Here is a 23,785-nt window from a genome sequence, read left to right on the forward strand (position 1 = left end):
ATGAGGGCATTGGAAGTTAAGATTCAGACTAAATGAATCTTTTAAAAGATGCAATACAGATGTATCTTTAAATGCACAAGCCTTGAGGCAGGTCAAACGGCAGAGCAGGTTGACCCAGAGGAGCGGTTGCAATGCGCATTACCCAGTACACCGATTACGCCTTGCGGGTCCTGATTTACCTGGGCTTGCAGCCGGACCGGCTGGCAACCATCGGCGAGATTGCCGAGCGCTACGCCATTTCGCGCAGCCACTTGATGAAAGTGGTCAACCAGCTGGTTCAGGAAGGCTTTGTCGAGGGCGTCCGCGGCAAAGGCGGCGGCATCCGGCTGGCGCTGCCGGCCGGCGAGATCCGGGTTGGCGACGTGGTCCGGAAAATCGAACCCGACCTGATCCTGGTGGAATGTTTCGGGCCCGGTAACCATTGCGTGATCACCCCGGCGTGCGACCTGAAACGGGCGCTGTATGAGGCGCTGCAGGCCTTTCTGAAAGTGTTGGATAGCTACACGTTGGCCGATTTTCTCGGCAAACAGCGGGGTCCTTTGCTCAGTTTGCTGCAGTTGGAAGACGGCCCGGCCGCTTCTTGATTGCGCCCGGGGCAAGGCGTGGACCGATCTTGGTCAAGGTTTGCTGCGGCAGCGTTCGAGGGAAAATCGCGGCAGAACCACGGCAATGCCCCCTTGCTGCTCCGCACAATAGATTCACAATAAATGCATGTTATTGACAATGATCAATTCGGCCACGACGGCCGGGGCAGACACTGGCGGCGATGGTTCAATTTACCTCGCTCAAGGAGTCTGACATGCGTCGCACCCTGCCTCATGCCCTGTTGGCCCTACCGATGCTCTGGAGCGCATTTGCTGCCGCTGAGCTGCCGGTAGAAAACGCCGTGCTGACCGAAGCACCGCAAGTGCCGGCACCGATCACCCGCACCAACAATGCCAAAGTCGTGGTCAAGCTGGAGACCAAGGAAGTGGTCAAGCGCATGGCCGATGGTGTCGATTACACCTTCTGGACCTTTGGCGGCAACGTGCCCGGCAGTTTCATCCGTATCAAGGAAGGCGACGAAGTCGAATTCCATCTGTCGAATCACCCGTCCAGCAAAATGCCGCACAACATCGACTTGCATGCGGTCACCGGTCCCGGTGGCGGCGCGGCATCCTCGTTCACCGCACCGGGACACAGCTCGCAATTCAGTTTCAAGGCACTCAATCCCGGCCTCTATGTCTATCACTGCGCAACCGCACCGGTGGGCATGCACATCGCCAATGGCATGTACGGTCTGATTCTGGTGGAACCGCGCGCCGGTCTGCCGAAAGTGGACAAAGAGTTTTACGTGATGCAGGGCGACTTCTACACCAAGGGCGCTTACGGTGAAGCCGGTCTGCAACCGTTCGACATGGAAAAAGCGATCAAGGAACAACCGGATTATGTCGTCTTCAACGGCTCGGTGGGTGCGCTGACCGGCGACAAGGCAATCACTGCCAATGTCGGTGAAACGGTTCGCCTTTTTGTCGGTAACGGCGGCCCGAACCTGATCTCCAGTTTTCACGTGATCGGCGAAATTTTCGATCGCGTCTTTATCGAAGGCGGCACCGCGACCAACAGCAACGTCGAAACCGAATTGCTGGCCGCTGGCAGCGCGGCGATTGTCGACTTCAAACTGGAAGTGCCGGGCACCTTTATCATGGTCGACCACTCAATCTTCCGCGCGTTCAACAAAGGCGCGCTCGGCATGCTGAAAGTCAGCGGCCCGGAAGACAAGGAAATTTACTCCGGCAAACAATCCGATACGGTCTATCTGCCGGAAGGTGGCGCGGTGCAGACCCTGTCCGAGCCGGTCAAGAAAGTCACTGCGAAAAACCTGAACGAGCAAATCGCCATGGGTCAGCGCGTGTTTGATCAAAACTGTGCCGCCTGTCACCAACCGAACGGCGAGGGCATTCCGGCCGCGTTCCCGCCACTGGCCAAGTCTGACTTTCTGCTGAAAGACAAGCTGCGTGCGGTGGGTATCGTCCTGAATGGTCGTCAAGGTGCGATTGAAGTGAACGGCAAGACTTTCGTCGGTGCGATGCCCGCCATCAAACTGGATGACGAGTCGACTGCCAACGTCGTCAACTACATCCTGAACAGCTGGGGTAACAAAGGCGGCAGCGTGACCGTGGAAGATGTGGCCAAAGTGCGCGCCACCAGTAAACCCGCTGCGGAAGCTCACTAAAACCACAGGCGACCGGTGGCAACGGCCACCGGTCGCGTTCTCATGAAGCGAATCTTACTGATACCAGTTTTATTGACACCTGTTTTGCTGAAACCTCGCTGCCGAGACCACATCATGACCCATACCGATCTGCGCAGGATCATCGCGCTGCTGGCGGCGCTCTGTACTGGAGCGTTGCTGGCGGCCGAGCGGGTCAGCATTCCGGCCGGCGAATACCGGCCGCTGTTTGCCAGCGCCACCGCTGCAAAACAGCAAGTCGCCGGTTTTCAGCTGGACCGTTTGCCGGTCAGTAATCAACAGTTTGCGACGTTTGTCAGCAAAGCGGTGCGCTGGCAGCCAGAGCGGATCAATCCGCTGTTTGCTGATGAACACTATCTGCAACACTGGCAAAAAAATGCCACCACCGTGGCAGCGCCGCGGCCGGAAGAATTGCAGGCGCCGGTCACCAATGTGTCCTGGTTTGCTGCCAAAGCCTATTGCCAAGCGCAAGGTGGTCGTTTGCCAACCACAGCTGAGTGGGAATATGTGGCCAGCGCTGGCAGTGTTGATCCGCAAGCAGATGAAAAATTGATTCTTGGCTGGTATTCCGCGACAACGCCGGCATTCATGCCGGCCGCTGGCCAACGCGCTGCGAATGCTTTTGGCGTACATGATCTGCATGGCCTGATTTGGGAATGGACCCAGGATTTCAGCGCCTCGATGACCACCGGCGAATCGCGCGGCGATAGCGCACTCGACAATCAATTCTTCTGTGGTTCGGCTGCCGCTGGGAGCGCGGATCCGAGTCAATACGCAGCTTTCATGCGGTACGCGCTGCGCTCGTCCTTGCAGGGGCGCTATACGGTCGCCAACCTTGGCTTTCGCTGCGCTTACAGTCCGTCCTCACTTAACGCCATCGAGACCACACCATGAAACTTCGCACACTCGCCCTGGCCAGTTTGCTGGTTTGCGGCATTGCTTCCGGCGCCACTGCAGCCACAACATCGGCCGCCGCATCGAGCGGTGCGCTACCGACCGACTCGCTTTATCACAGTGAAACGCACTGGCAGGACATGAATAATCAGTCGGTGCTGCTGCCGACGCTACAAGGCAAGGTCCAGCTGGTCGCGTTTGTCTATACCCATTGCGTCAGCATGTGTCCGGTCATTGTCGCGGATCTGCAGCGCGTGGAAGCCATGCTGACGGATACCGAGCGTCAGCAAGTTCACTTCACGCTGATTTCACTGGATCCGGAACGCGACCTGCCCGAGACCATGCTGGCTTTCATGCAAACCCACAAGCTCGATACCGAACATTGGCAGTTCATGCGCGGCAACGATGACGACACCCGCGAGTTGGCTATGCTGTTCAATATCCGTTATCGGCAGGAAGGCGAGGAGATTGTTCACTCGAACACCATCAGCGTGTTGGACGGATCCGGCCGATTGATTCATCAGCGGCTCGGCGCTGGCGGTCTGGATGCGGTGATGACCGCCATCCGCCAACAGCTGCGGCACTGAACCGGAAAACATTCACCGCAAAATTGCCATCGCCATCGTTTGGCTTTGCAGCGGCAAAGTGTGCCGCGGCGGTCATGGAGAAACAAAAAGACCGGCGCGAAGCCGGTCTCTTGTTCATGCCACGCAGTGGGGCGGCGTTTAGTCAGAATGCACGGTACAGTTGATGCCCGCCATCTCGCTCATGGTCTTCATGTCGAGAATACTGACTTCCTTGCCTTGGGCCTGGATCAATTCAGCTTTTTGATAACGGGTAAACAAACGACTGACCGTTTCAATGGTCAGGCCAAGATAATTACCGATGTCACCGCGGGTCATTGGCAGCAGAAAGCGCTGTGCCGAACGGCCGCGACGGGCGTAACGGGTGGACAGGTTAATCAGAAAGGCAGCCAGCCGCTCTTCGGCATTTTTTTTGTTCAGCAGCAGCAAGAGTTCCTGATCTTCAAGAATTTCCCGACTCATCACTTTCAGCAGCTGCTGACGCAGCCCGGGGATGCTGCCGGACAATTCTTCCAGTTGCTCAAACGGCAGCTCGCACACCATGGTGGTTTCCAGCGCCATGGCAAAACTCGGGTGCGATTGCTTGTAGACCGCATCAAGGCCAATCACTTCACCGGCCAGATGAAAGCCGGTGATTTGCTCTTCGCCATCCGGCGAGACGGTATAGGTCTTCAAGCTGCCACTGCGAATGGCATACAACGACTGAAAGGAATCGCCAGCGCGAAACATATGCTCGCCGCGCTGCAAGGGACGGTTGCGCTTGATGATGCTGTCGAGGTGTTCGACTTCGGCTTCGGCCAAGCTGACCGGCAGGCAAAGCTGACTGATGCTGCATTGCTGGCAAGAAATTTTTGGCATAGGACTTGCCACTTCATTGATGCGCATGCGTCATGCTCCTGAAAGGGACTGGTGACAAGCATAGGGCAGTGCCGGTACCAGTTCAATGAAAGCTTGTAGGGAAAGCTCGACTGTTGGCCATCCAACAGTCGTTTTCATAGCTGGTCCGTCTTAAATCAGGCGGGAGAAGCGCCCTTCTGCCATATCGGACAGGTAGCGGTCAAAGGTCGTGCAGATATTGCGAATCAGCAAGCGGCCGAGCGGGGTCACCTCCATGCCTTCGTCATGCACCAGTAACAATCCGTCATCAACAAACTCTTGCAGCCGCTCCAACTCACGCTTGAAGTAGTCGCGGAAGACAATACCAAAGCCGCTTTCAATCTTGGCGAACTCCAGATGGAAGTGACAGATCAGCTGCATGATCACCGCGCGGCGGATGCGATCATCCTCATCCAGTTTGACCCCGCGCCACAGCGGCAGTTTGTGTTGATCGAGCATGGCGTAATAGCTGTCCAGATCCTTGACGTTCTGGAAATAGCTGTCGCTGATCTGACTAATGGCAGAGACGCCCAGGCTCAGCAGCTCACAGTCACCGTGGGTGGAGTAGCCCTGGAAATTGCGTTGCAGTTTGCCTTCGCGCTGGGCAATGGCCAGTTCGTCGTCCGGCTTGGCGAAATGATCCATGCCGATATGGGCGTAACCTGACCGGGTCAGAAAACCGACCGTGTATTCCATGATGCGCAGCTTTTCTTCCGGACTTGGCAGGGCATAGGTGGGAATCGCCTGCTGCGGTTTGAAATGGGTGGGCAAATGAGCGTAATTGAAAATCGACAACCGATCCGGATTCAGTTCCAGCACCCGTTCCAGCGTATGGCGGAAACTTTCTTCGGTCTGGAACGGCAAGCCGTAAATCAGATCGATGTTCAGCGAGCGGAAGCCATTGGCCCGCGATTGCAGCACTGCTTGCTCGGTTTGCTCAAATGACTGGATGCGATTGACTGCCCGTTGCACCCGCTCATCAAAGTCCTGTACACCGAGGCTGATGCGGTTGAAGCCGAGACTGGCCAAGAACGCCAGGGTATCGGATTGAATCGAGCGCGGATCGATCTCGATGGCATATTCGCCTTCGTCACGTGGGGCAAAATCAAAATGCTGATGCAGCGTTTTGACCACAGCCGCCATTTCCGGATGACTCAGGAAAGTCGGCGTACCACCACCCCAATGCATCTGCTTGACCTTTGGCTTGCGACCCAGCGTCTTCGCATGCAAGGCAATTTCCCGTTTCAGGTATTCGATATAGGTGCCGCTCTTGCTGCGATCCTTGGTGACAATCTTGTTGCAGGCGCAGTAATAGCAGAGAGTGGCACAGAACGGCATGTGCAAATACAACGACAGCGGTGTTTCCGGCTTCAACCGGGCCAACGCATCCTGATAATCCGCGACGGTGAAGTCGTCACGGAATTGCAGCGCGGTCGGGTACGAGGTATAGCGCGGACCGCTGAGGTTGTAACGCGAGATCAGGTCGCGATTGATTGCGGTCGGTACCTGCTGGATAGGGAAATTGAGTATCAGTGACATGAGCCTGGCTCCGGTGGCCATCGCTGCGGCAGGCACTGGCGCGGAAACTATCCGCGCAGCACCCTGTTTGCAGCAAAATTTCAGGATGAAAACCCGTCTTTGATGGCGACAGTGTACGGAGCAGGGGCAGTAGGAGGATTGACCTTGATCAAGACCTGTTCGGGTGTTGGTGCTGATGCGCTTGATGTGGATCACTGCTGTCCGTACCGGTTTGTTCAACCGGTACGTTTTGCTGGTGATGGTGCTGATGCGGCTGACCATCCGCCTGCAGCATTTGCAGGCTCATGATGCAGACCCAGACTCCGAGCCCCATCATCAGCAAGCCGGCACTGAGCCGCAATGCCGCCGGCAGCGGCTTGCTGCGCGGTGTCGCCGCCAATCCGGCCATGGTCAGCGCCGGCAGCGTGCCGAGCCCGAACGCGGTCATGAACAGGGCCGCCTCATTGGCATCGGCGCGGGTCGCGGCAGTGGCCAGTGCGCTATACACCAGCCCGCAGGGCAACAGGCCCCAGATAGCGCCAGCGAACAGTGCCTGACCGGGATGCCGAATGGCGCGCACGGCTTGCAGCATGGGCTGCAAGCGCGGCCACAGTTTGCTACCGAGTCGCTCCAGTTTGGTTAAACCAAACCAGAACCGAGCGACATACAATCCCATCAGGATCAGCAACAAGCCGGACAGCAGCCGCAGCGCGGCGGCCAGCAGTTGCCACCCGGTGCCGACCACAATGCCCTGCACCATCACGCCTAGGCCGAGACCGAGCACGGTATAAATGGCAATGCGGCCAATACTGAATGACAACACCAACAACAAGCGCGCGCCAAACGATTTGCCGGCCACGCCCTGCGCCAGTAGCGTCACCAAACCGCCACACATCGGCAGGCAATGACCCACACTGAATAGCCCAGTAAGAAATGCGGCCAACAACCAACTGCTGCTAGTCACGAGGCGACGACTCCCGGACTGACGCCGGTTTGCCAACCGGTTTGTCATCATCAAGCAAAATGGCATGTGCCGGGCTGTCGAGATCATCAAACTGGCCGCGCTTGACCGCCCAGAAAAAAAGCCAGATGGAAACGGCCAGCACCAGCATCGCCAGCGGGATCAACAAATAAATTGCACTCATGCCGGTTGCTCGATGAGGGAAGCGGATGGTGGCAGCGTGGCGGCCACAGTTTTACCGCGCAGCAAGCGCAGGGAATTGACCGTGACCAGCAAGGACGACAGCGACATGCCAACGGCCGCCTGCCACGGTGTCAGCACGCCGCTGATCGCAGCTGGCAGCGCCACAGCGTTGTAGACCAGCGCCCACATCAGATTCTCGCGCACGATACGGCGCGTTTGCCGGGCCAGCGCCAGCGCGTCATCAATGCTCGCCAGCTGACTGTGCAACAATACGGCATCGGCCGCGCGACGGGCAAAATCGGCACCACTACCGATCGCGATTGACACATCCGCCGCCGCCAGCACCGGCCCATCGTTGATGCCATCGCCCAGCATCAGCACGCGTCGGCCTTGCTGCTGCAGCGCTTGCACGCGATCACGTTTGTCCGCCGGCGATTGCCGCGCATGCGCATCGGCGATCCCGAGTGCCTGCGCGCAGGCACGGACGGCTTCAGCATGATCGCCACTGGCAAGATGCAGCTGCAAACCGCGCGCCTGCAAACGCCGGCACAGCAGCGCTGCATCAGGACGTAGCTCGTCTTGCAGACAAAACGATGCCAGCCAACCACTGTCGTCGGCCAAGGCAATTTCACCTTCCTGCACAGCGCTGCGGGCATTTGCCGGCAACCAGTTGGCTTGACCCAGCCAATAACGCGTGCCATCGACCAAGCCCACTACACCCAGTCCTGCCGTTTCGTTGACTTCGCTGGCATGCAGACGAGCAGCAGACTGTTGTTGGGCAACACTTTGTTTGGCGGTACCGTGTTGATCTGTACGATGCGGTTCGCAATAAGCATGAAACGCCTTGGCAATCGGATGCGAGGAGTGCTGCTCCAGGGCGGCCGCAATAGCCAGTGCCTGATCGGAGAAATGCACCGAGCGGGTCCGCACACCGGTGATTTGCAACTGCCCCGTGGTCAGGGTGCCGGTTTTGTCGAACACCACATCGGTCAAGTTCGCGAGTTTTTCCAACACTGCAGCGCGACGCAGCAACACACCGTCCTGCAACAATTGATGAGTCGCGGCTGCCCACGCGGTCGGCAAGGCCAGCGACAGTGCACAAGGGCAGGTCACCACCAGCACGGCCAGCGTGACATCGAATGCGCGCGTCGCATCAACCGGATACCAACCAGCAAAAACCAGCACCGCCAACAACAGTACGCCGGCAACAAACCAGCGAGCCAAACGATCCGCCTGCAATTGCAGCGGCGGCCGTTGCGCCAAGGCTTCGTCCTGCAGTCGGGTCAGCTTGGCGACATAGGTATCACTGCCGCTATTGGTTACAGTGATTTCCAGCGCGCCGCCGCTGATGACACTGCCAGCCAACACCGCATCGCCAACCCGTTTGGCCACTAGCGCCGGCTCACCATTGAGCAGACTTTCATCGGCGCCCGCGCTGCCGCTGACGACGGCCGCATCGACCGGCACGGTTTCACCCGACTGCACCAGCAAGCGCTCACCGGTTTTGACTTCCGCCAGCGCAACAGTGTGCCATTCATTGTCGTGCCAACGCCGTGCCGTGCGCGGCAACAAGCGCTGTTGCAAACCGGCCGCGCGTGTCGCCCGTTGCCGGACTTTCAATTCCAGAAAACGGCCCAGTAGCAGCAGAAAAGCAAACATGCTGACCGATTCAAAATACACCGCACCGGATTGCATCACGGTGTTCCAGCTGCTGGCGACAAACGCCAGCAGCATCGCTGCCGCCACTGGCACATTCATATTCAGGCTGCGCAGTTTCAGCGCGCTCCAGGCATTGCGGAAAAACGGCTGACAGCTGTAGAGCAGAACGGGCAGGGCGACCAGCAGCGAACTCCAGCGCAGCCACAATTCATGGCTACGCTCAAGATCACCGATCACACCCAGATAAAGCCCCACCGCATACATCATGGCCTGCATCATGCCGAAACCGGCAACCGCCAACCGTTTCAGCAGATCGCGGCTTTCCTGCTCCAGTTGCTGCTCGACTTGATCGGGACTGAAGGGAGTTGCCTGATAACCGATATGCTGCAGCTCGGCGAGCATCTGCTGCAGCGACGATTGCCGATGATCCCAGCGCAGCAAAAGGCGCCGGGCAGTCAATTGAATCTGGACATCGTGCACGCCGGCTTGCTGGCGCAAATGCCGTTCCAGCAACCAGCTGCAGGCCGGGCAGTTCAGCCCTTCGACAAACAAGGCCACCCGGCTTTCGTCCGCGCTTTCCTGCAAACAGGCCGTGGCGCGCGCACTCTGCTCCAGCGCGGCCAACAGTTCACGCGGCAGCTCGGCCGACTGACGCTTGGCCGGGGCCTGTCGAAACTGGTAGTAATTGCCGAGACCGGAGGCGTAAATGGTCTGCGCCACGGCCAGACAACCGGCGCAACAAAATGCCCGCGTTTCGCCGGCCAAGTCGGCACGAAACGTGGCATCTGATCCGGTACCAGTTTCAGCACCAGCCGGCAGCGGCTCAGCACAATGGTAGCAATTCACTTCAGAACATTCCTTGCACGTGCAGGTGTCTGCTCAGACTGAAGCCAGACTCACAGAATTTCTGGTTGCAGCTGGGCAGCAGCGCCACTTTGCCAACGGCCACGCAGCCGCCAGCTATCATCTTCCGGGTGCAACTGAACATACCAATTGGTCTCGACGAGCGCCGACACGGTAGCCGCATACTGCTGGCCCGATTGCCGGGTAAACGTGATTTGCTGATCGACGGATTTGTCGGTTGGATGTGAAAGCTGCAGCAACAGCACTTCTGGCAAGACTGGCATTTTCTCGGCACTGAGGGTCAACAGCCATTGACTATTGACTGGCACCAGCATCGCGCGCAGATGCAGATCAGCAGCCTGGCGATCCGCCTGTTGCTGAACGTTGTAGGCAAGGCCCTGCTTGTAGTAATCGTCCTTGACCATGCTGTCGCCGTAGCGAACGGCGATGTAAACGGTGGTCAAGCCGGCAACCACGGCAAGCGCGGGCAGCAACCACAACAAAAGCCACGGCAGTTTCAGCCAATTGACTGGCTGCGCATCCTGCATCACGGCAGCACCGTTTTCCTGAGTCTGCAGTTTGCTCATCAGCGCGCTCCAGTATTGGCGGGCTTGATAAAACTGGAGGTCTCATCAACCACCACATCCTGCTTGTCCAATGACTCGATGCGGAAATGCACGGTGCTGGTCACCTCTGACAATTCATAGGGGTCGATTTCCAACCGTACCGGCACATTGACAATCTCACCGCCCGGCACCACAAATTCGGTCTCGGCTTTGACGGTGACTGGCGCCTCAGCACTGGCCTGCAAGCGATAGCGATGGGCATCCTGATCCAGGTTCATCACTTTCAGCGTGTAGACATTCTCGATGGTGCCGAGCGAGGTCATCGAATACAGCCGGCCACGATCACGCAGGACGTCGACCCGCAGCGGCATCCGCACCGACAGCGCATAAATGAACAGGACAAAAAGACCGAGCAGCAGCGCGCCGTAGAGCAAGATGCGCGGCCGCAGCACATGCGTTTCTTTGCCGCTGTCACGATGTTCGGTGGTGTATTTGATCAGCCCTTTCGGGTAATCCATTTTCACCATCACTTCATCGCAGGCATCGATGCAGGCGGCGCAAGCAATGCAGGCGACCTGCAAGCCATCGCGAATATCGATACCAGTCGGGCAGACATGCACGCATTGCATACAATCAATGCAATCGCCAAGCCCGTCATGGCCGCGCGGCACATCCTTGCGGCGGGCACCACGGGGTTCGCCACGCTTGCTGTCATAGGCAATGATCAGCGTATCGCGATCAAACATGGCGCCCTGGAATCGCGCGTAGGGGCACATGTAAATACAGACTTGCTCGCGCAGCTTGCCGGCATTGCCATAGGTGGCAAAGCTGTAGAACAGCACCCAGAACCAGCCCCAACCGCCGAGACTGCCGTTGAGCATGTCGGCAGAGAGCTCACGAATCGGGACAAAAAATCCGACAAAGGTAAAGCCGGTGAACAAGGCAAACACAATCCACAGACTGTGCTTGGCGGTTTTCTTGCGGATTTTTTCAAAGCTCAGTGGCTGCTTGTCGAGCTTCATCCGGGCATTGCGTTCGCCTTCGGTGATGCGCTCCATCCACATGAATGCCTTGGTCCAGACCGTTTGCGGACAGGCATAACCACACCACAAACGACCGGAAACGGCGGTAAAGAAGAACAGTGCCAGCGCCGCCAGAATCAGCAACCAAGTCAGGAAAATGAAATCCTGTGGCCACAACGTCAAACCGAACAGATGAAACTTGCGCCCCGGCAAATCAAACAGGATGGCCTGACGATTATCCCAGGTCAGCCAGGGCGCAAGGTAATACCAGCCCAGCAACAACCACATTGCGGCAACGCGCAGTTTGGCAAACACCCCGCCGACCGGCTTGACGTAGATCTTCGGTGCTTTGACATACAGCTGTTGAACCGGAATGTCACCGGGCATGCTTGAACTCCTGCGTTGGTTGGCTATTGCTTGGCCGACAATGACAGCACATAAGCCGCCAGCACGTGTATGCGCGACTCACCGAGCAACTCGCCGTGCGCGGGCATGACACCGTTGCGACCATTTTTGATGGTGTCGGCAATGGCGCCCTGAGTGCCACCGTACAACCAGACATCGTCGGTGAGATTCAGCGCCCCGAGCATCGGATTGCCTTTGCCTTCCAGGCCGTGGCAGGCCGCGCAAATGGTTTCGAATGTTGCCTTGCCCTGACCGGCCAGATCCTTGTCGTGGTCGCGACCACTGAGTGACAGCACGTAGTGACGCACGGCCAGCTGAGTCGGCTCATCCAGCGAACTGCCGAATGCCGGCATCATGCCTTGGCGACCGCCAGTAATGGTCAGCTTGATCGTGTCGGCATCGCCGCCGTAGATCCAGTCCTTGTCGGTCAGATTCGGAAAGCCCGGTGCACCTTTGGCATCGGCACCATGACAGGTCGCGCAATTGTTGCCAAACAACCGGCTGCCAACCGCAAGCGCCGCCGGATCCTGACTCAACTCGGTGACCGACTTGGCTGCAAAACCGGCATAAAGCGGCGCCACTTTTTCTTCAGCCGCTTTCACTTCCTGCTCATGCTGAGCCGCCTGACTCCAGCCAAGCACGCCGGGCAGGTGACCAAAGCCCGGGTACAGCACCAGATAACCAATGGCGAAAAAAATGGTGATGTAGAACAGCCAGAGCCACCAACGCGGCAGCGGCTTGTTGTATTCCTCAATGCCGTCATAGCTGTGCTGGACTTTGCCATTGGCGTCTTCATCGGCGCGCAGATTTTTGGTCTTTGCCAGCAACCACCAGCAGCCGCCGATGTTCAGCACCACAAGTGCCATGATGTAGAGACTGATCGTCAGACTCATGATTACCGCTCCGAATCAGTTTGTTTGCCATCGCGTGCAGGCTGGTCATCAAACACCAGTTGGGCTGCTTCCTCGAAACGCGCCTTGCGCCGCGGGCTGTAGGCCCACCAGACCACGCCGAGAAAAATCAGCAACCAGACCGCAGTCATCGCGCCACGAAACCAGTTCATGTCCATCGCGCTTACCTCCGGGTCTTGATGACGGTACCGAGGCCTTGCAGATAGGCAATCACGGCATCCATTTCGGTTTTGCCGGCGACATCGGTTTTGGCGCTGGCAATTTGCTCATCGGTGTAGGGCACGCCTACCATGCGCAGGGCTTTCATCTTGGCGGCGGTGTCTTCACCATCGAGCACATTCTTGCTGAGCCAGGGGAAGCCCGGCATGTTCGACTCCGGCACCACTACCCGCGGATTGGTCAGGTGCACGCGATGCCATTCGTCGGAATAGCGAGCACCGACCCGGGCCAGATCCGGACCGGTTCGCTTCGAGCCCCACAGGAAGGGATGTTCGTAGATCTGCTCGCCAGCCAGCGTGTAGTGGCCGTAGCGTTCGGTTTCGGCACGGAACGGCCGAATCATCTGGGTGTGGCAAACGTGACAACCTTCGCGGATATACACATCGCGACCTTCCAGCTGCAACGCATTCCACGGCTGCAGACCAGCGACCGGCTCCGTGGTGTCCTTGACGAAATACAGCGGGACAATTTCCGCGAGACCGCCAAAGCTGACCACGATGATGATCAGAATCGCCATCAGGCCAACGTTTTTCTCGACTTTTTCATGATTCATGGCGTTGCGCTCCTCAGGCAGCTTGCAACGACGGCTGCTTGGCAACCGCGGCAGAAGGTGAGGTCAGGGTTTTGATCACGTTGTACACCATGATCAACATGCCACTCAGGAACATCAGGCCGCCAACAAGACGCACGATGTAGTAGGGGTGTTTGGCTTTCAGCGCCTCAACGAAGGTGTAGGTCAGCGTGCCGTCAGCATTGACCGCGCGCCACATCAGACCTTCCATGACCCCGGCGATCCACAGCGAAGCGATGTAAAGCACGACGCCGAGCGTAGCGATCCAGAAATGCCAGCTGATCAATTTCAGGCTGTACATCCGCTCCTTGCCGAACAGTGTCGGGATCAGGGCATACATCGAGCCGATGGTGATGAACGCGACCCAACCGAGCGCACCGGAGTGAACGTGGCCAACGGTCCATTCGGTGTTGTGCGACAGGGCATTGACCGTCTTGATCGACATCATCGGCCCTTCAAAAGTCGACATCATGTAGAACGACAGCGAGACGATCAGAAAACGCAGAATGGGATCAGTGCGCAGCTTGTCCCAGGCACCGGACAGAGTCATCACGCCGTTGATGGCACCGCCCCAGCTTGGCGCCAGCAAAATCAGCGAGAACACCATGCCAAGTGATTGCGCCCAGTCGGGCAGGGCAGAGTAGTGCAGGTGATGCGGGCCGGCCCACATATACACCGCGATCAGCGCCCAGAAGTGCACGACGGACAAACGATAGGAGTAGACCGGTCGACCAGCCTGTTTCGGCACGAAGTAATACATCATGCCGAGGAAGCCGGCGGTCAGAAAGAAACCGACCGCGTTGTGACCATACCACCATTGCACCATCGCATCGACCGCGCCGCCATAAGCCGAATACGACTTGGTCAGCGTCACGGGAATCGCGGCACTGTTGACGATGTGCAGGATGGCAATGGTCAGAATGTAGGCGCCAAAAAACCAGTTGGCGACGTAGATGTGCGAGGTGTTGCGCCGACGTATCGTTTCAAAAAATACGATGGCATAAGCGACCCACACCACAGCGATCAAAATGTCGATTGGCCATTCCAACTCGGCGTATTCCTTTGCCGAGGTGTAGCCCAGCGGCAGTGTGATGGCCGCCAGCACAATCACCAGCTGCCAACCCCAAAAGGTAAACGCGGCAAGCTTGGGAAACGCCAGTTTGACATGGCAGGTCCGCTGCACGACCCAGTACGAGGTCGCAAACAGGGCACAGCCGCCAAATGCAAAAATCACCGCGTTGGTATGCAGCGGTCGCAAGCGGCCATAAGACAGCCAAGGAATATTGAAATTGAGTTCCGGCCAAATCAGCTGGGCGGCGATGATGACACCGACCAACATGCCGACAACTCCCCACAGGATGGTGGCAAGGGCAAATTGACGTACGACACGATATTCGTAGTCAACGCCTGCCGGAGCGCTGTTGTTCCCCATGAAGCCTCCACGTTAGATGGTCGCCGTAGGCCAGCGCTGCTAGCGCCGCGCCCTTTCGACCGGTTTATTGTCCTTACAAATTGTCGAGGTTTGGCGCGTCCGCACCTTTGATGAAGATCAAGGGGCCAGCGATGCTCGCCTGCCGCCGGTATACATGCCGATCAACAACAGGTTAAAGTAGCCGGCCAGAAGATGCAAACTAAATGAATCTTTATGGTCGCCGTCATTGCACCATCCGCTCAAGGCCGGGCAAGGTAAAGCGGAAACTGGCGCCCTTGCCTGGCGCACTTTCGGCCCAGATCCGGCCGCCATGGCGCTCAATGATTCGACGACACAGCGCGAGACCGACCCCGGTCCCCTCGAATTCCTCCGCCCGATGCAGGCGCTGGAACACACCGAACAGCTTGTCAGCATAGGCCATGCTAAAGCCGACGCCATTGTCACGGACCACGTAAACCGTTTCGTCGTCGACCTGCTCGGAATACACCTCAATGCGACGCGGATCGGCATCGCGAGTGAACTTGACGGCATTTGCCAACAAATTGAACAGCACCTGTTTCAGCAGGCTGCGATCGGCGTAGCAAGACGGCAGACTGCCGAATTCAGGTTTGCCGATTGGCTGTTCGTGAATGTCCTCCAGCTCCTGCCAAATCTGTTCGATCAAGGCGGACATATCGACGACTTCACGGATCATCTCGGTTCGTGACAGCCGCGAAAAGCGCAGCAGATCATCAATGAGCATGCCCATACGCTGGCTGGCCGCCATCATGCGGTCCAGATACAGTTGGCCTTCTTCATCCAGCTTGTTGCGATAATCCTGCACCAGCGCCGCACCAAAGCCGCTGATGGCACGTAGCGGTGCACGCAAGTCATGCGAAACGGAATAGCTGAAGCCTTCCAGTTCGCGGTTGGCGATTTCCAGCTCTTCCGTGCGCTGTCTGACCCGATTCTCGAGCTCTTCGTTCAGCTGGCGAATTTCCCGTTCAGCCCGTTTACGCTCGGTCAAATCCAGCGCAATGACCAGACGCCGTTCGCCAATCAGCTGACTGCTGAACTCAATGACGCGATCGCTGCCATCGCGGCAGCGGACGATGACTTCCATCGGCTCAAAAGGTTCGCCAGTGGATTCGGAATGTTCTATCCGGTGCCGCCATTCCGTTGCCACACTGCTGCGGTATTCCGGATCCGGGTAGGCCAGTGGCCACCATTGCGATACGTTACTGATATCAGCTGTGGAATAACCAAACAGCCGGACAAACTGATCATTGATCAGATTGATGTCGTTGTTTTTGTCGGTCACGGACATGGCAACCGGCGAATGGATCACCAGTTGCCGGAACTGCGCCTCCCGTTCGCGCAACACCTGCTCGGCTATAATCGGATCGGTGACATCGCGAACCACACCGCGGACGATGCGACCTGCCGATGACTCAGCATTGAACAATTTGCCGACCAGCTGCAAATAGCGTTCACCGCGGTCCAGATGATGCCAGCGAAAAGTGATCGACTCGGCGTTGCCATTCTGCAAAAGCCTGACCAGTGTTTCAGCCAGCGTGGCAGCATCATCTGGCGACAGCAGCTGCAGAAAACCGCTCCATGTCGGGGCAAAATTCTCCCGTAACAAACCGGTAATGCGGTAAGACGTGTCGTCCCAAATCATTGCGCCCGACGCGGGATCCAGCTCCCAAACCCCTTGCTGGGCCGCGGAAAGCGCCAGTTGCATTCGCGCCTGCTGCTCCCGCAGCGATGCTTCACGCCGACCGATGGCGGCAAGCATGCGCTCGAAATCCACTTGCAACTGCTCGATTTCGTTTTCCGGCAGATCGACATCGCCGCCTTCATCGGCAGCCATGATCCGGGCGCGCGATGCCAACTGCCGCGCCGGCTTGGCGATCAGGCGTTCGGCAAACATGAACAGCAGAACGGCCATGATGCCAAGCGCCACCACAACCGCCGACAACACCACGACATATTGCGCCAGGCGAGAGCTCAGTGGTGGCAATGCGTAATAGGCATTGATCTCGCCGAGCACTTCGTCTTCATAGAAAATGGTCTGCGTTATTGGCAACAATTCTTCTGTGCCAAACGGCAGCAAACCGCTAGCCGGCTGTTCGGGAAAGACAAAGCTCTGGGCCAGTGGCGATTTTAGCGATGCAAACAGGCCGTCACGCTTGCGTAGCACCTGAACGGCGCGAAAGCGCGGGTCCAGTGACAACGTGCGCAGCGTTTCCAGAGCGGCTTCCCGATCATCAAAATCGAGCGAGGCCTGCAAATTGAGCGCGACCACACTCAATTGAGAGCCCACTTCCTGTTCAACACGCGATTGGTGGGTTCTGGCCTCGTACGTCAAAATGGCCAGCGCGACCAGCGCGACCGCGATAATGGCAGTCACGCCGAGCAGGCGGAGCAGGGACTGGCGCAGACTGATGCCACCGGACTTCATGGTTTGGCCCCAGCCTTGTCAGATGAACTGGCGTCATTTGCATCAAGATCCGTTGCATCGAATTTGCCGATTACCGTATCGGCATGACGCAGCAATTTCGAACTAATGGATATGTGCTGGGCCCGGGCATTATCGAGATTGACGGAAAAATGCACGGTACCTGCCGCCAGATGGAACTGGATGGCACCGCCATCAGCCAGAAAATTGCTGGCATCCCCAACCAGCAAGGTTGGCTTTTCCCGCACTGACGCAATGATTTGTTGTTGAAGACTTGTGCCGGCGTCTGCGCCGATATAGACGACCCGACAATTGTCGGTCAGTCCGTCGGACAGCTCGGCGACCTTTATCTCACGCTCATGCAGCTGCCGACCCGTCACATTGCGGAGCAGAATGCTGACCAGCTGAGGCTGCTGCGCGATGCAAAACTCGAACGGTAAATTCTGCAGAGACTCCGGTGGCCACTCGCCATATTTGGCAAAGTTGAACAAGAAAGCGGCTTTGACCTGAAATTCCCGATCGACCGTCGCGGCTTCAGAACGAGCCAACGACGGCAGCAGGCAGGCTGCCGCAAGCGCAAGCCGCAACGAAGGCAGACCCGCGCAACAACCCGCAGCAGTTCGAACTGAATGCGCCAACCGACGAATCCCTAAACAACAAGGTTTGAATAAGAATAGGTAACTCTGGCCAAAATGCCCGGACGCTGCCGCCCAAAGTTCAGCCACTACAGCGTTCAGCCGTTTAGCGTCCAGCCGTAATGGCCGGGCACGGCGGGCTAAATGCCAAACCAGCCGGAGTCCGGTTTGCGGCTACAGACTCGCTAAAAGCAGAGTCAGCGGTAGAACCATGGAAAGCGCCAGCAAGGCAGGGATTCCCAACGCGGTAACCAGTAAACCTGGGAAAAGTCCGGGGATGTCCGCGGAAGTAAATCTGCACCATCCAATCGCAATCTAAGTGTCTGATTTATAATGCCAAAATTTCATGCCTGATACTTATTTACTTCGCGAAGAAACGAAGTAAATTTGCCCCATTACATATCTCGCGAAGTAAATTTGTACCACCGAGAAGAGACGATCTCGAGCCGTTTCGCCCCATCCCGGCGGTTTCCCTGTGGACGGGAGCCTGCCTGTGCCAAAACCCAGAATCGGCCTTCCCCAAGAGAGTGACGGGACCTTTTCCGTGCCCTTGGCGCGCCCGCTGCCGCAAAAGCAGCATGTCTTCTACGTTTGGAGCCCAAAGCTCAAGCGTCAGCTGCGGCTGTTCAGCCGTCTGGAGCTGGAAGCATGGGTCCTGCTCGAGGCCGACCCATCGGTCAAAACGTTCTGCGAGTATCCCTCCCGCTTCACCCTGAATGGACGCATCTATTACGTTTCGTTCTGGGTGTCCTCAGCCGGTGCCGCCACCTTCTGGTTTGTCGTGCCATCCGATGAAAGTCTCAGTCTCCGAACCACTCTTGGAAACGCTGCTGACCTAGTGTCGTGGGGAGCCCGCAATGGTATTGGGCTCAAGGTCGTAGACGAGACCGACACACGAAAGCATCCCGTTGGATTAGATAACTGGATACAGATCATTCACCACCTGGCTGCTAATGGCCAGTACGTAACCGAGCCGTTGCTCGAAGGCGTGCTGATCGCCGCAAAGGCTGGCCCTGTGTCTGTTGATGCCATTGTGAATCATCAGCAAGGCGTTGACCGGGAGATCTGCCTTGCGGCCATTTTTCAGCTGATACAAAACGCCAAGCTGAAGTGTGAGGATCTGATGAGTTATCCGCTCAGCAATTCGCTGTTAGTGGCGGCCGCATGAAAACCTTCGACTCCGCAGACAGGAACTTCACGCGCGGGACGATTCCCAGCGAACTCGGCGATCTGAGTCTGTGGCCAACCGTTGATCAAACAGCACTTCCAGAAGAGGTGCTGGCGTCGTTCTGCAATCGCGTTGAGGCAATTCGGCTTTTTGTAGAACACTCATCGGTGAGCCTTGCTGATATCGAAAGGAAAACTGGAGTGCCTCGCCAGCGTATCGAGGGTCTATTCGCGAAATGTATCGCGGAGTCGTCTGATGGAAGGATGTGGGGCTTTCGCGCACTGATCCCTTACAAGTTCCGCAAGGGTTACGAGCGGAGGAAGAAGGCGTCGATAACACGAAGTGGTTCAGGTGGCGATTCCGGACTTTTTGCTCAATTGTTGCTGCGCCACGGTGTGCTTGTTGAATTTATTGACAAGGAGATTAGAAATCGGGCTGTCCCTATCAAATCATTGCGGCAGGTCCGCATCTACCTGATTGATTTGCATAGCAAGTTCATCGAACTGTGCAGAGGGTTGAACATCAAAAGCAGTGAATACCCGTTTAACCGAGACGAGATGGGATTGCGATCGCTCCAACAGTACGTCAAAAAGAGACTGAGCAGCTCATTCGAACTGGCGGCAAGAAGTGAGGGCGCAACCTACGTCCGGCCAGCGAGGCATGGCCATGAGCTACAAAGGAGCCGACCAGCCATCAGGCTGCTGGATGAAGTGCAGATCGACGGGCATCGCATAGATCTCCGCCTTTCCATCGCGATTGCCGACCCGTTCGGCATGGAAACGATAATTGAAATCGAAAGAGTCTGGATCTTGGTGGTGGTGGATGTCGCGACACGATCCGCGCTTGGCTATAGCCTTGCAATTGCACGGCAATACAGCGCCAACGACGTGGTCAATGCGATATGCAACGCGCTGATACCCCAAGCCCCCCGAAAACTCACCATTCCCATGCTGGCATATCCTGCGGGCTCAGAATTTCCCAATTTCCGGTTTCCGGAGATGGCATACGCCTGTTGGCGAGTACTGGCACTTGATCGTGCGAGTACACACCTTGCACAGAACACGTTGGCACTGGTGACTCGTACCGTCGGATGCTGGACAGACGCCGGGCCGGTTGGCGAGCCGATCGTACGAGGTGTTGTGGAACGTTTCTTCCATCTGCTGAGTCAGCACTTTGCTCACAAGCTACCAGGAACGACAGGGCGCAGCCCGGACGATATTGCCAGAGTGCTGGCAGATCCAGACAACAATATCAAATGGCTGATGCGGCTGAACGAGCTCGAGGAACTGATTGATGTCGTCATTGCTGAGCACAACTGTTCGCCGACCATAGGGCTCGGCGCCAGAACGCCGCTTGAGGCGGTCGACTTCCATCTGCGCAAGCTCAAGGAGTCAAACCAGGAGTTGCGTCATATTCCCTCCTCGAAGCGCTCCGATCTCTATCTGCTCCACAACGAGAAAGTGGTTACGGTGCGGGGGAGCCTCAAAAAAGGGGATCGACCTCATATCAACTTTCACGGCGCAGAATACACCAACTCGACCATGGAGAAGTTGCCGCAGCTGATAGGGACGGAGCTACGCATACGCTATAACGAAAACGACATATCCAGCATGAAGGCGTTCTACATGGATGGCGCGGAGTTCGGAATCATCATTGCAGAACATCCATGGAGCAGCACACCACACTCGTTGAAGCTGCGCAAAGCCATTCTTCGCGCGCAGCGACTTGGTCGATTCAAGATCCGACCTGGCCAGAACCCCATTGCTGCGTATCTTGAATTCAAAGAGGCCCAGGTGACCGGATCAAGACAGGCGGCAACCAGCTATGCCTGGGCGTTGAAACAGGTATCTGCAAGCCAAGCTAGCCGGCCGGGCGCATTTCCAGATCATCCGGGCGAAAGTGAGCCGCTTACCGTTGAGCCACGGCAACCAACCGCGGACGGCATACCAGCGGTCAAAACACTTCGCATCAAGCAAACATTTCATTCCCGATAAGGGGGGCTTATGGAGGCAGTGGCCGAGATTACCCAGTCCATGGATCTGATACGCCCCATGGCTATTGCAAATCATCCCTTGACGAACAAGGACTATACGATACCCACGCCTGCGATTGATGCGATGGTGTCAATGGCCATGCGTTGTATCGAGCAACGCATCCCTGGTGCGATCTTGGAAGGGATTAACCGCAGCGGCAAGACCACCGGAATTGGTTATACGGTGCAAACCTTGAAAAAAGAGGTGCCAGACGCTGCTGTTTATCGATTCTCCTGCACACGGGACCTCACAGACAATCCCAGCGACTTCTTCTCGCACCTGTTGTACTCCTTTAATCATCCGGACCCGTTCAGCGGAAAAAGCCGACAGAAAAGAGTGCGTCTGACCGAAATGCTGAGAAAAAATGCCGGCAAAGGCCGGCGAGGGCTTGTCGTCCTTTTTGCGGATGAAGCGCAGCGTCTGTCCTACAACATGTATTCGTGGCTGGCTGACATTTACAATGAACTGGACGCGAAGCGAGTGACGGTCATTACCTTTCTTGTCGGTCAGCCCGATCTCGCCAACCAGAAGGTTGCGCTCATCAAAGCCAACAAGATGGAAATTGTTGGCCGATTCATGGTCCAGCACCTTCGTTTCAATGGCCTGACGTCTGCATCTGACGTCGCGACCTGTTTGAACGCCTACGACGAATCCTGCTGCCCTGAAGAGTCGGGTTGGAGTTATACCCGATTTTTCTTTCCCAAGGCCTATCTGTGCGGGCTGCGCGCGGTCAATTCGGCGACGACATTGTGGAATGTCTTTCAGAAGCATCATGAGGTTGCGGGTTCACCAGGCGAGCTCGAAATTCCCATGCAGTACTTTGCTGGTGCAGTTGAGCACATCTTTCGCAACTACTCCGGTGAAGACAATGCAGATTTCGGGGTCAGTGAGCGCATGTGGGCCGGTGCCGTCGAAGAAACCGGATTCAAGGAGCAGGAAGAAAATCTGCGTCTGCGCATGACCATGTCGGTGCAAGATGTCTGAGCGCAGGGTTCGCAAGCCTCTTCAGATCCAGGTGGCACAACCGGAAGCGGTGGAGTCTCGATACACCTGGCGAACGGACTGGGTAAACCGCTATGAGTCTAGCTATGGCTTACTCAGCAAATTTGCCTATCTGAATGGACTGGGTCTGCAGCAGCTGGTTACTCTGTTTGTCCGGCGAGAGCCAAGAGGGAAGGTGACGACTGCACGGAATAGCGGTATCGATCTGATCTCGATGGGCGTGATATCCACTTCGGCTTTGTCGACACATGCAGAGCTGTCCGGGCAACAGGTCCAGCAGGCTTCTCTGGAAGGCTCGTGGGACAAAACCATGTATCCGTGGACTGCGGATTTTCGGTTTTGCCCCGCCTGCTTGGCAGCGTGCTACCACAGCACGCTGCACCAATTGGTGTTTCTTGCCAAGTGCCCCGCACACAACCGCCGGCTGCAAACCCACTGCCCGCAGTGTCACGCCGTCATGCCGTATCGCTTCACGGCCGCAGTAGCCGCCAATCCTTTTTGCTGCCCACACTGCGAACTGCCCTGGGCGCCAGCACTTTTCGAAAAAGCTAAAGGCTATCCGCTGCTTCATCAACGCCACGTGGAGCGGCTGAGCAAAACTTGGAAGGTCCTGTCTGGCGACCGCAGGCGCTTTGGTGTGCTGGTCAATTGCTCAACCCATCCGGCCTTTGCAAGGGACTTGGAGAACGGTCACCAGTTGGCATTGATGGCACGCCGTCGAGAGGAGTTTTTCAGTTTCTTGGCAAGGCTGGACCGGGCCGTTGCTCAAGATGCAGCCCAACTGCACATGGACGATCAGGACCTACTGCAATTGCATTCGGGCCCCATGGCCTCGCATGCTGGCCATGGGCCTGCCGAGAAAGGCACCAAGATCACTCGGCCTTGGTTCGAGAATGACAGCAAGTTCTGGTCTGTACTCCCCATCTACAAAGCCATCTGCCGGCATTTTTTTCACCATGTCGTTGCGTCACATCGCGATTGCATCGCTGCCACGGTGCGACACCTTTGGTGGCACATGGAGGGGCGAGCGTCCGAGCCGATCTGTCCGGTGGCGTATGCATTCGTGATGTGGCGCATGTTCTGGGAGGAATGTGGAACGCCACATCAGCTGATGGAGCCACCACGTCATGCACCCTATCGCATCCTCGCGTGGTTGTCCGACGCGGCACCCTATTGTCCAGCGACATGGCCTACTGAAACGCAGGAATGGCTGCGGCACCGTGTGTTTGCAGCGGATTGTCTTGCGACCTTTGAGCACTGGTTGGCTCGGGCCGCCCATGTCTCGGCCAAGCGTCAGATGTGGCAATGGAACCGACATGTAGGCTGCGGACACATGATCACCTATTGGGCTGCCCTCGAATCGAAAACGACACCCCGCGAGGTCACAGTACTCATGGAACCACTGGTAGGCTGCCATCTGCCCCCCAGCGCGGAGACGGGCCGGCCGCATTATCAGCGACATCTGGAAACCCTGAAGGGAATGACACCCTATAAACCGGAGCGCCATCGTCAGTGGTCATCGCGCAATCCAAAACGGTTCAAGATAGGGCATTATGCCAACAGCGAGCCGAGGCTTGAGCGGTAATGATTTCGTGAAGCCCGGTTACCGGTTCAATGTTTGCAAGCGAAA

The 23,785-nt window shown here is 57.1% G+C and carries 21 protein-coding genes; 8 read left to right on the forward strand and 13 right to left on the reverse strand.

From position 1 onward, the window contains the following. Positions 1–131 precede the first annotated feature (131 nt). The 4 genes from HPT27_RS12795 (at position 132) to HPT27_RS12810 (ending at position 3,714) form a co-directional block, all read left to right on the forward strand. Positions 132–584 carry an Rrf2 family transcriptional regulator gene (locus HPT27_RS12795; RefSeq protein WP_172244020.1) on the forward strand — a complete coding sequence of 151 codons (453 nt, stop codon included), beginning with the start codon at positions 132–134 and terminating at the stop codon, positions 582–584. Positions 585–799: 215 nt separating this feature from the next. Further along, positions 800–2,215 (forward strand): copper-containing nitrite reductase, encoded by a 1,416-nt coding sequence (gene nirK, locus HPT27_RS12800; RefSeq protein WP_172244023.1) that lies wholly within the window; start codon positions 800–802, stop codon positions 2,213–2,215. 114 nt (positions 2,216–2,329) lie between these two features. Next, complete coding sequence (locus tag HPT27_RS12805; protein WP_172244026.1) at positions 2,330–3,127, forward strand: formylglycine-generating enzyme family protein; 798 nt, start codon at positions 2,330–2,332, stop codon at positions 3,125–3,127. Continuing rightward, complete coding sequence (locus HPT27_RS12810; RefSeq protein WP_172244029.1) at positions 3,124–3,714, forward strand: SCO family protein; 591 nt, start codon at positions 3,124–3,126, stop codon at positions 3,712–3,714. The genes HPT27_RS12805 and HPT27_RS12810 overlap by 4 nt, the downstream gene beginning before the upstream one ends. Positions 3,715–3,852: 138 nt before the next feature. Here HPT27_RS12810 and fnr read toward each other — a convergent pair whose 3' ends face one another. The 13 genes from fnr to HPT27_RS12875 all read right to left on the reverse strand — a co-directional run bounded on the left by fnr (position 3,853) and on the right by HPT27_RS12875 (position 18,042). Further along, the gene (fnr, locus tag HPT27_RS12815) at positions 3,853–4,596 is read right to left on the reverse strand and encodes a fumarate/nitrate reduction transcriptional regulator Fnr (protein ID WP_172244032.1); all 744 of its coding nucleotides are present in this window, start codon (positions 4,594–4,596) and stop codon (positions 3,853–3,855) included. Positions 4,597–4,719: 123 nt separating this feature from the next. Further along, positions 4,720–6,126: an oxygen-independent coproporphyrinogen III oxidase gene (hemN, locus tag HPT27_RS12820; RefSeq protein ID WP_172244035.1), complete on the reverse strand. Its 1,407-nt coding sequence runs from the start codon at positions 6,124–6,126 to the stop codon at positions 4,720–4,722. A 148-nt stretch (positions 6,127–6,274) separates the two neighbouring features. Next, complete coding sequence (locus HPT27_RS12825; protein WP_172244038.1) at positions 6,275–7,069, reverse strand: sulfite exporter TauE/SafE family protein; 795 nt, start codon at positions 7,067–7,069, stop codon at positions 6,275–6,277. Then, positions 7,062–7,250 (reverse strand): cbb3-type cytochrome oxidase assembly protein CcoS, encoded by a 189-nt coding sequence (ccoS, locus tag HPT27_RS12830; RefSeq protein WP_172244041.1) that lies wholly within the window; start codon positions 7,248–7,250, stop codon positions 7,062–7,064. The genes HPT27_RS12825 and ccoS overlap by 8 nt, the downstream gene beginning before the upstream one ends. Next, complete coding sequence (locus HPT27_RS12835) at positions 7,247–9,754, reverse strand: heavy metal translocating P-type ATPase (RefSeq protein WP_172244044.1); 2,508 nt, start codon at positions 9,752–9,754, stop codon at positions 7,247–7,249. Before HPT27_RS12835 ends, ccoS begins: the two co-directional genes overlap by 4 nt. A 50-nt stretch (positions 9,755–9,804) precedes the next feature. Next, positions 9,805–10,338 (reverse strand): FixH family protein, encoded by a 534-nt coding sequence (locus HPT27_RS12840; protein WP_172244047.1) that lies wholly within the window; start codon positions 10,336–10,338, stop codon positions 9,805–9,807. Next, positions 10,338–11,726 (reverse strand): cytochrome c oxidase accessory protein CcoG, encoded by a 1,389-nt coding sequence (gene ccoG, locus HPT27_RS12845; RefSeq protein WP_172244050.1) that lies wholly within the window; start codon positions 11,724–11,726, stop codon positions 10,338–10,340. The genes HPT27_RS12840 and ccoG overlap by 1 nt, the downstream gene beginning before the upstream one ends. A 23-nt stretch (positions 11,727–11,749) precedes the next feature. Then, positions 11,750–12,637: a cytochrome-c oxidase, cbb3-type subunit III gene (ccoP, locus tag HPT27_RS12850; protein WP_172244053.1), complete on the reverse strand. Its 888-nt coding sequence runs from the start codon at positions 12,635–12,637 to the stop codon at positions 11,750–11,752. Between the two features lie 2 nt (positions 12,638–12,639). Beyond that, positions 12,640–12,813: a cbb3-type cytochrome oxidase subunit 3 gene (locus tag HPT27_RS12855; RefSeq protein WP_172244056.1), complete on the reverse strand. Its 174-nt coding sequence runs from the start codon at positions 12,811–12,813 to the stop codon at positions 12,640–12,642. Between the two features lie 5 nt (positions 12,814–12,818). Continuing rightward, on the reverse strand, positions 12,819–13,427 hold the full coding sequence (ccoO, locus tag HPT27_RS12860) for a cytochrome-c oxidase, cbb3-type subunit II (protein WP_172244059.1): 609 nt from the start codon (positions 13,425–13,427) through the stop codon (positions 12,819–12,821). A gap of 13 nt (positions 13,428–13,440) precedes the next feature. Next, the gene (gene ccoN / locus HPT27_RS12865; RefSeq protein WP_172244062.1) at positions 13,441–14,877 is read right to left on the reverse strand and encodes a cytochrome-c oxidase, cbb3-type subunit I; all 1,437 of its coding nucleotides are present in this window, start codon (positions 14,875–14,877) and stop codon (positions 13,441–13,443) included. A gap of 223 nt (positions 14,878–15,100) precedes the next feature. Further along, complete coding sequence (locus HPT27_RS12870; protein WP_172244065.1) at positions 15,101–17,320, reverse strand: ATP-binding protein; 2,220 nt, start codon at positions 17,318–17,320, stop codon at positions 15,101–15,103. Beyond that, positions 17,317–18,042 (reverse strand): YfiR family protein, encoded by a 726-nt coding sequence (locus tag HPT27_RS12875; RefSeq protein WP_172244068.1) that lies wholly within the window; start codon positions 18,040–18,042, stop codon positions 17,317–17,319. The genes HPT27_RS12870 and HPT27_RS12875 overlap by 4 nt, the downstream gene beginning before the upstream one ends. Positions 18,043–18,496: 454 nt before the next feature. Here HPT27_RS12875 and HPT27_RS12880 point away from each other — a divergent pair, with 454 nt between their 5' ends. Genes HPT27_RS12880 through HPT27_RS12895 form a run of 4 tightly spaced genes read left to right on the forward strand, consistent with a single transcriptional unit; the run spans position 18,497 to position 23,740 of the window. After that, positions 18,497–19,120 carry a hypothetical protein gene (locus tag HPT27_RS12880; RefSeq protein ID WP_172244071.1) on the forward strand — a complete coding sequence of 208 codons (624 nt, stop codon included), beginning with the start codon at positions 18,497–18,499 and terminating at the stop codon, positions 19,118–19,120. Continuing rightward, positions 19,117–21,114, forward strand: coding sequence for a hypothetical protein (locus HPT27_RS12885; protein ID WP_172244074.1), 1,998 nt, complete (start codon positions 19,117–19,119; stop codon positions 21,112–21,114). The genes HPT27_RS12880 and HPT27_RS12885 overlap by 4 nt, the downstream gene beginning before the upstream one ends. Positions 21,115–21,132: 18 nt before the next feature. After that, positions 21,133–22,137, forward strand: a complete 1,005-nt coding sequence (locus tag HPT27_RS12890) for an ATP-binding protein (RefSeq protein ID WP_172244077.1) — start codon at positions 21,133–21,135, stop codon at positions 22,135–22,137. Further along, positions 22,130–23,740, forward strand: coding sequence for a TniQ family protein (locus tag HPT27_RS12895; RefSeq protein ID WP_172244080.1), 1,611 nt, complete (start codon positions 22,130–22,132; stop codon positions 23,738–23,740). Before HPT27_RS12890 ends, HPT27_RS12895 begins: the two co-directional genes overlap by 8 nt. The last annotated feature ends 45 nt before the right edge of the window (positions 23,741–23,785 follow it).

Source organism: Permianibacter fluminis (assembly GCF_013179735.1).
GTDB lineage: Bacteria > Pseudomonadota > Gammaproteobacteria > Enterobacterales > Permianibacteraceae > Permianibacter > Permianibacter fluminis.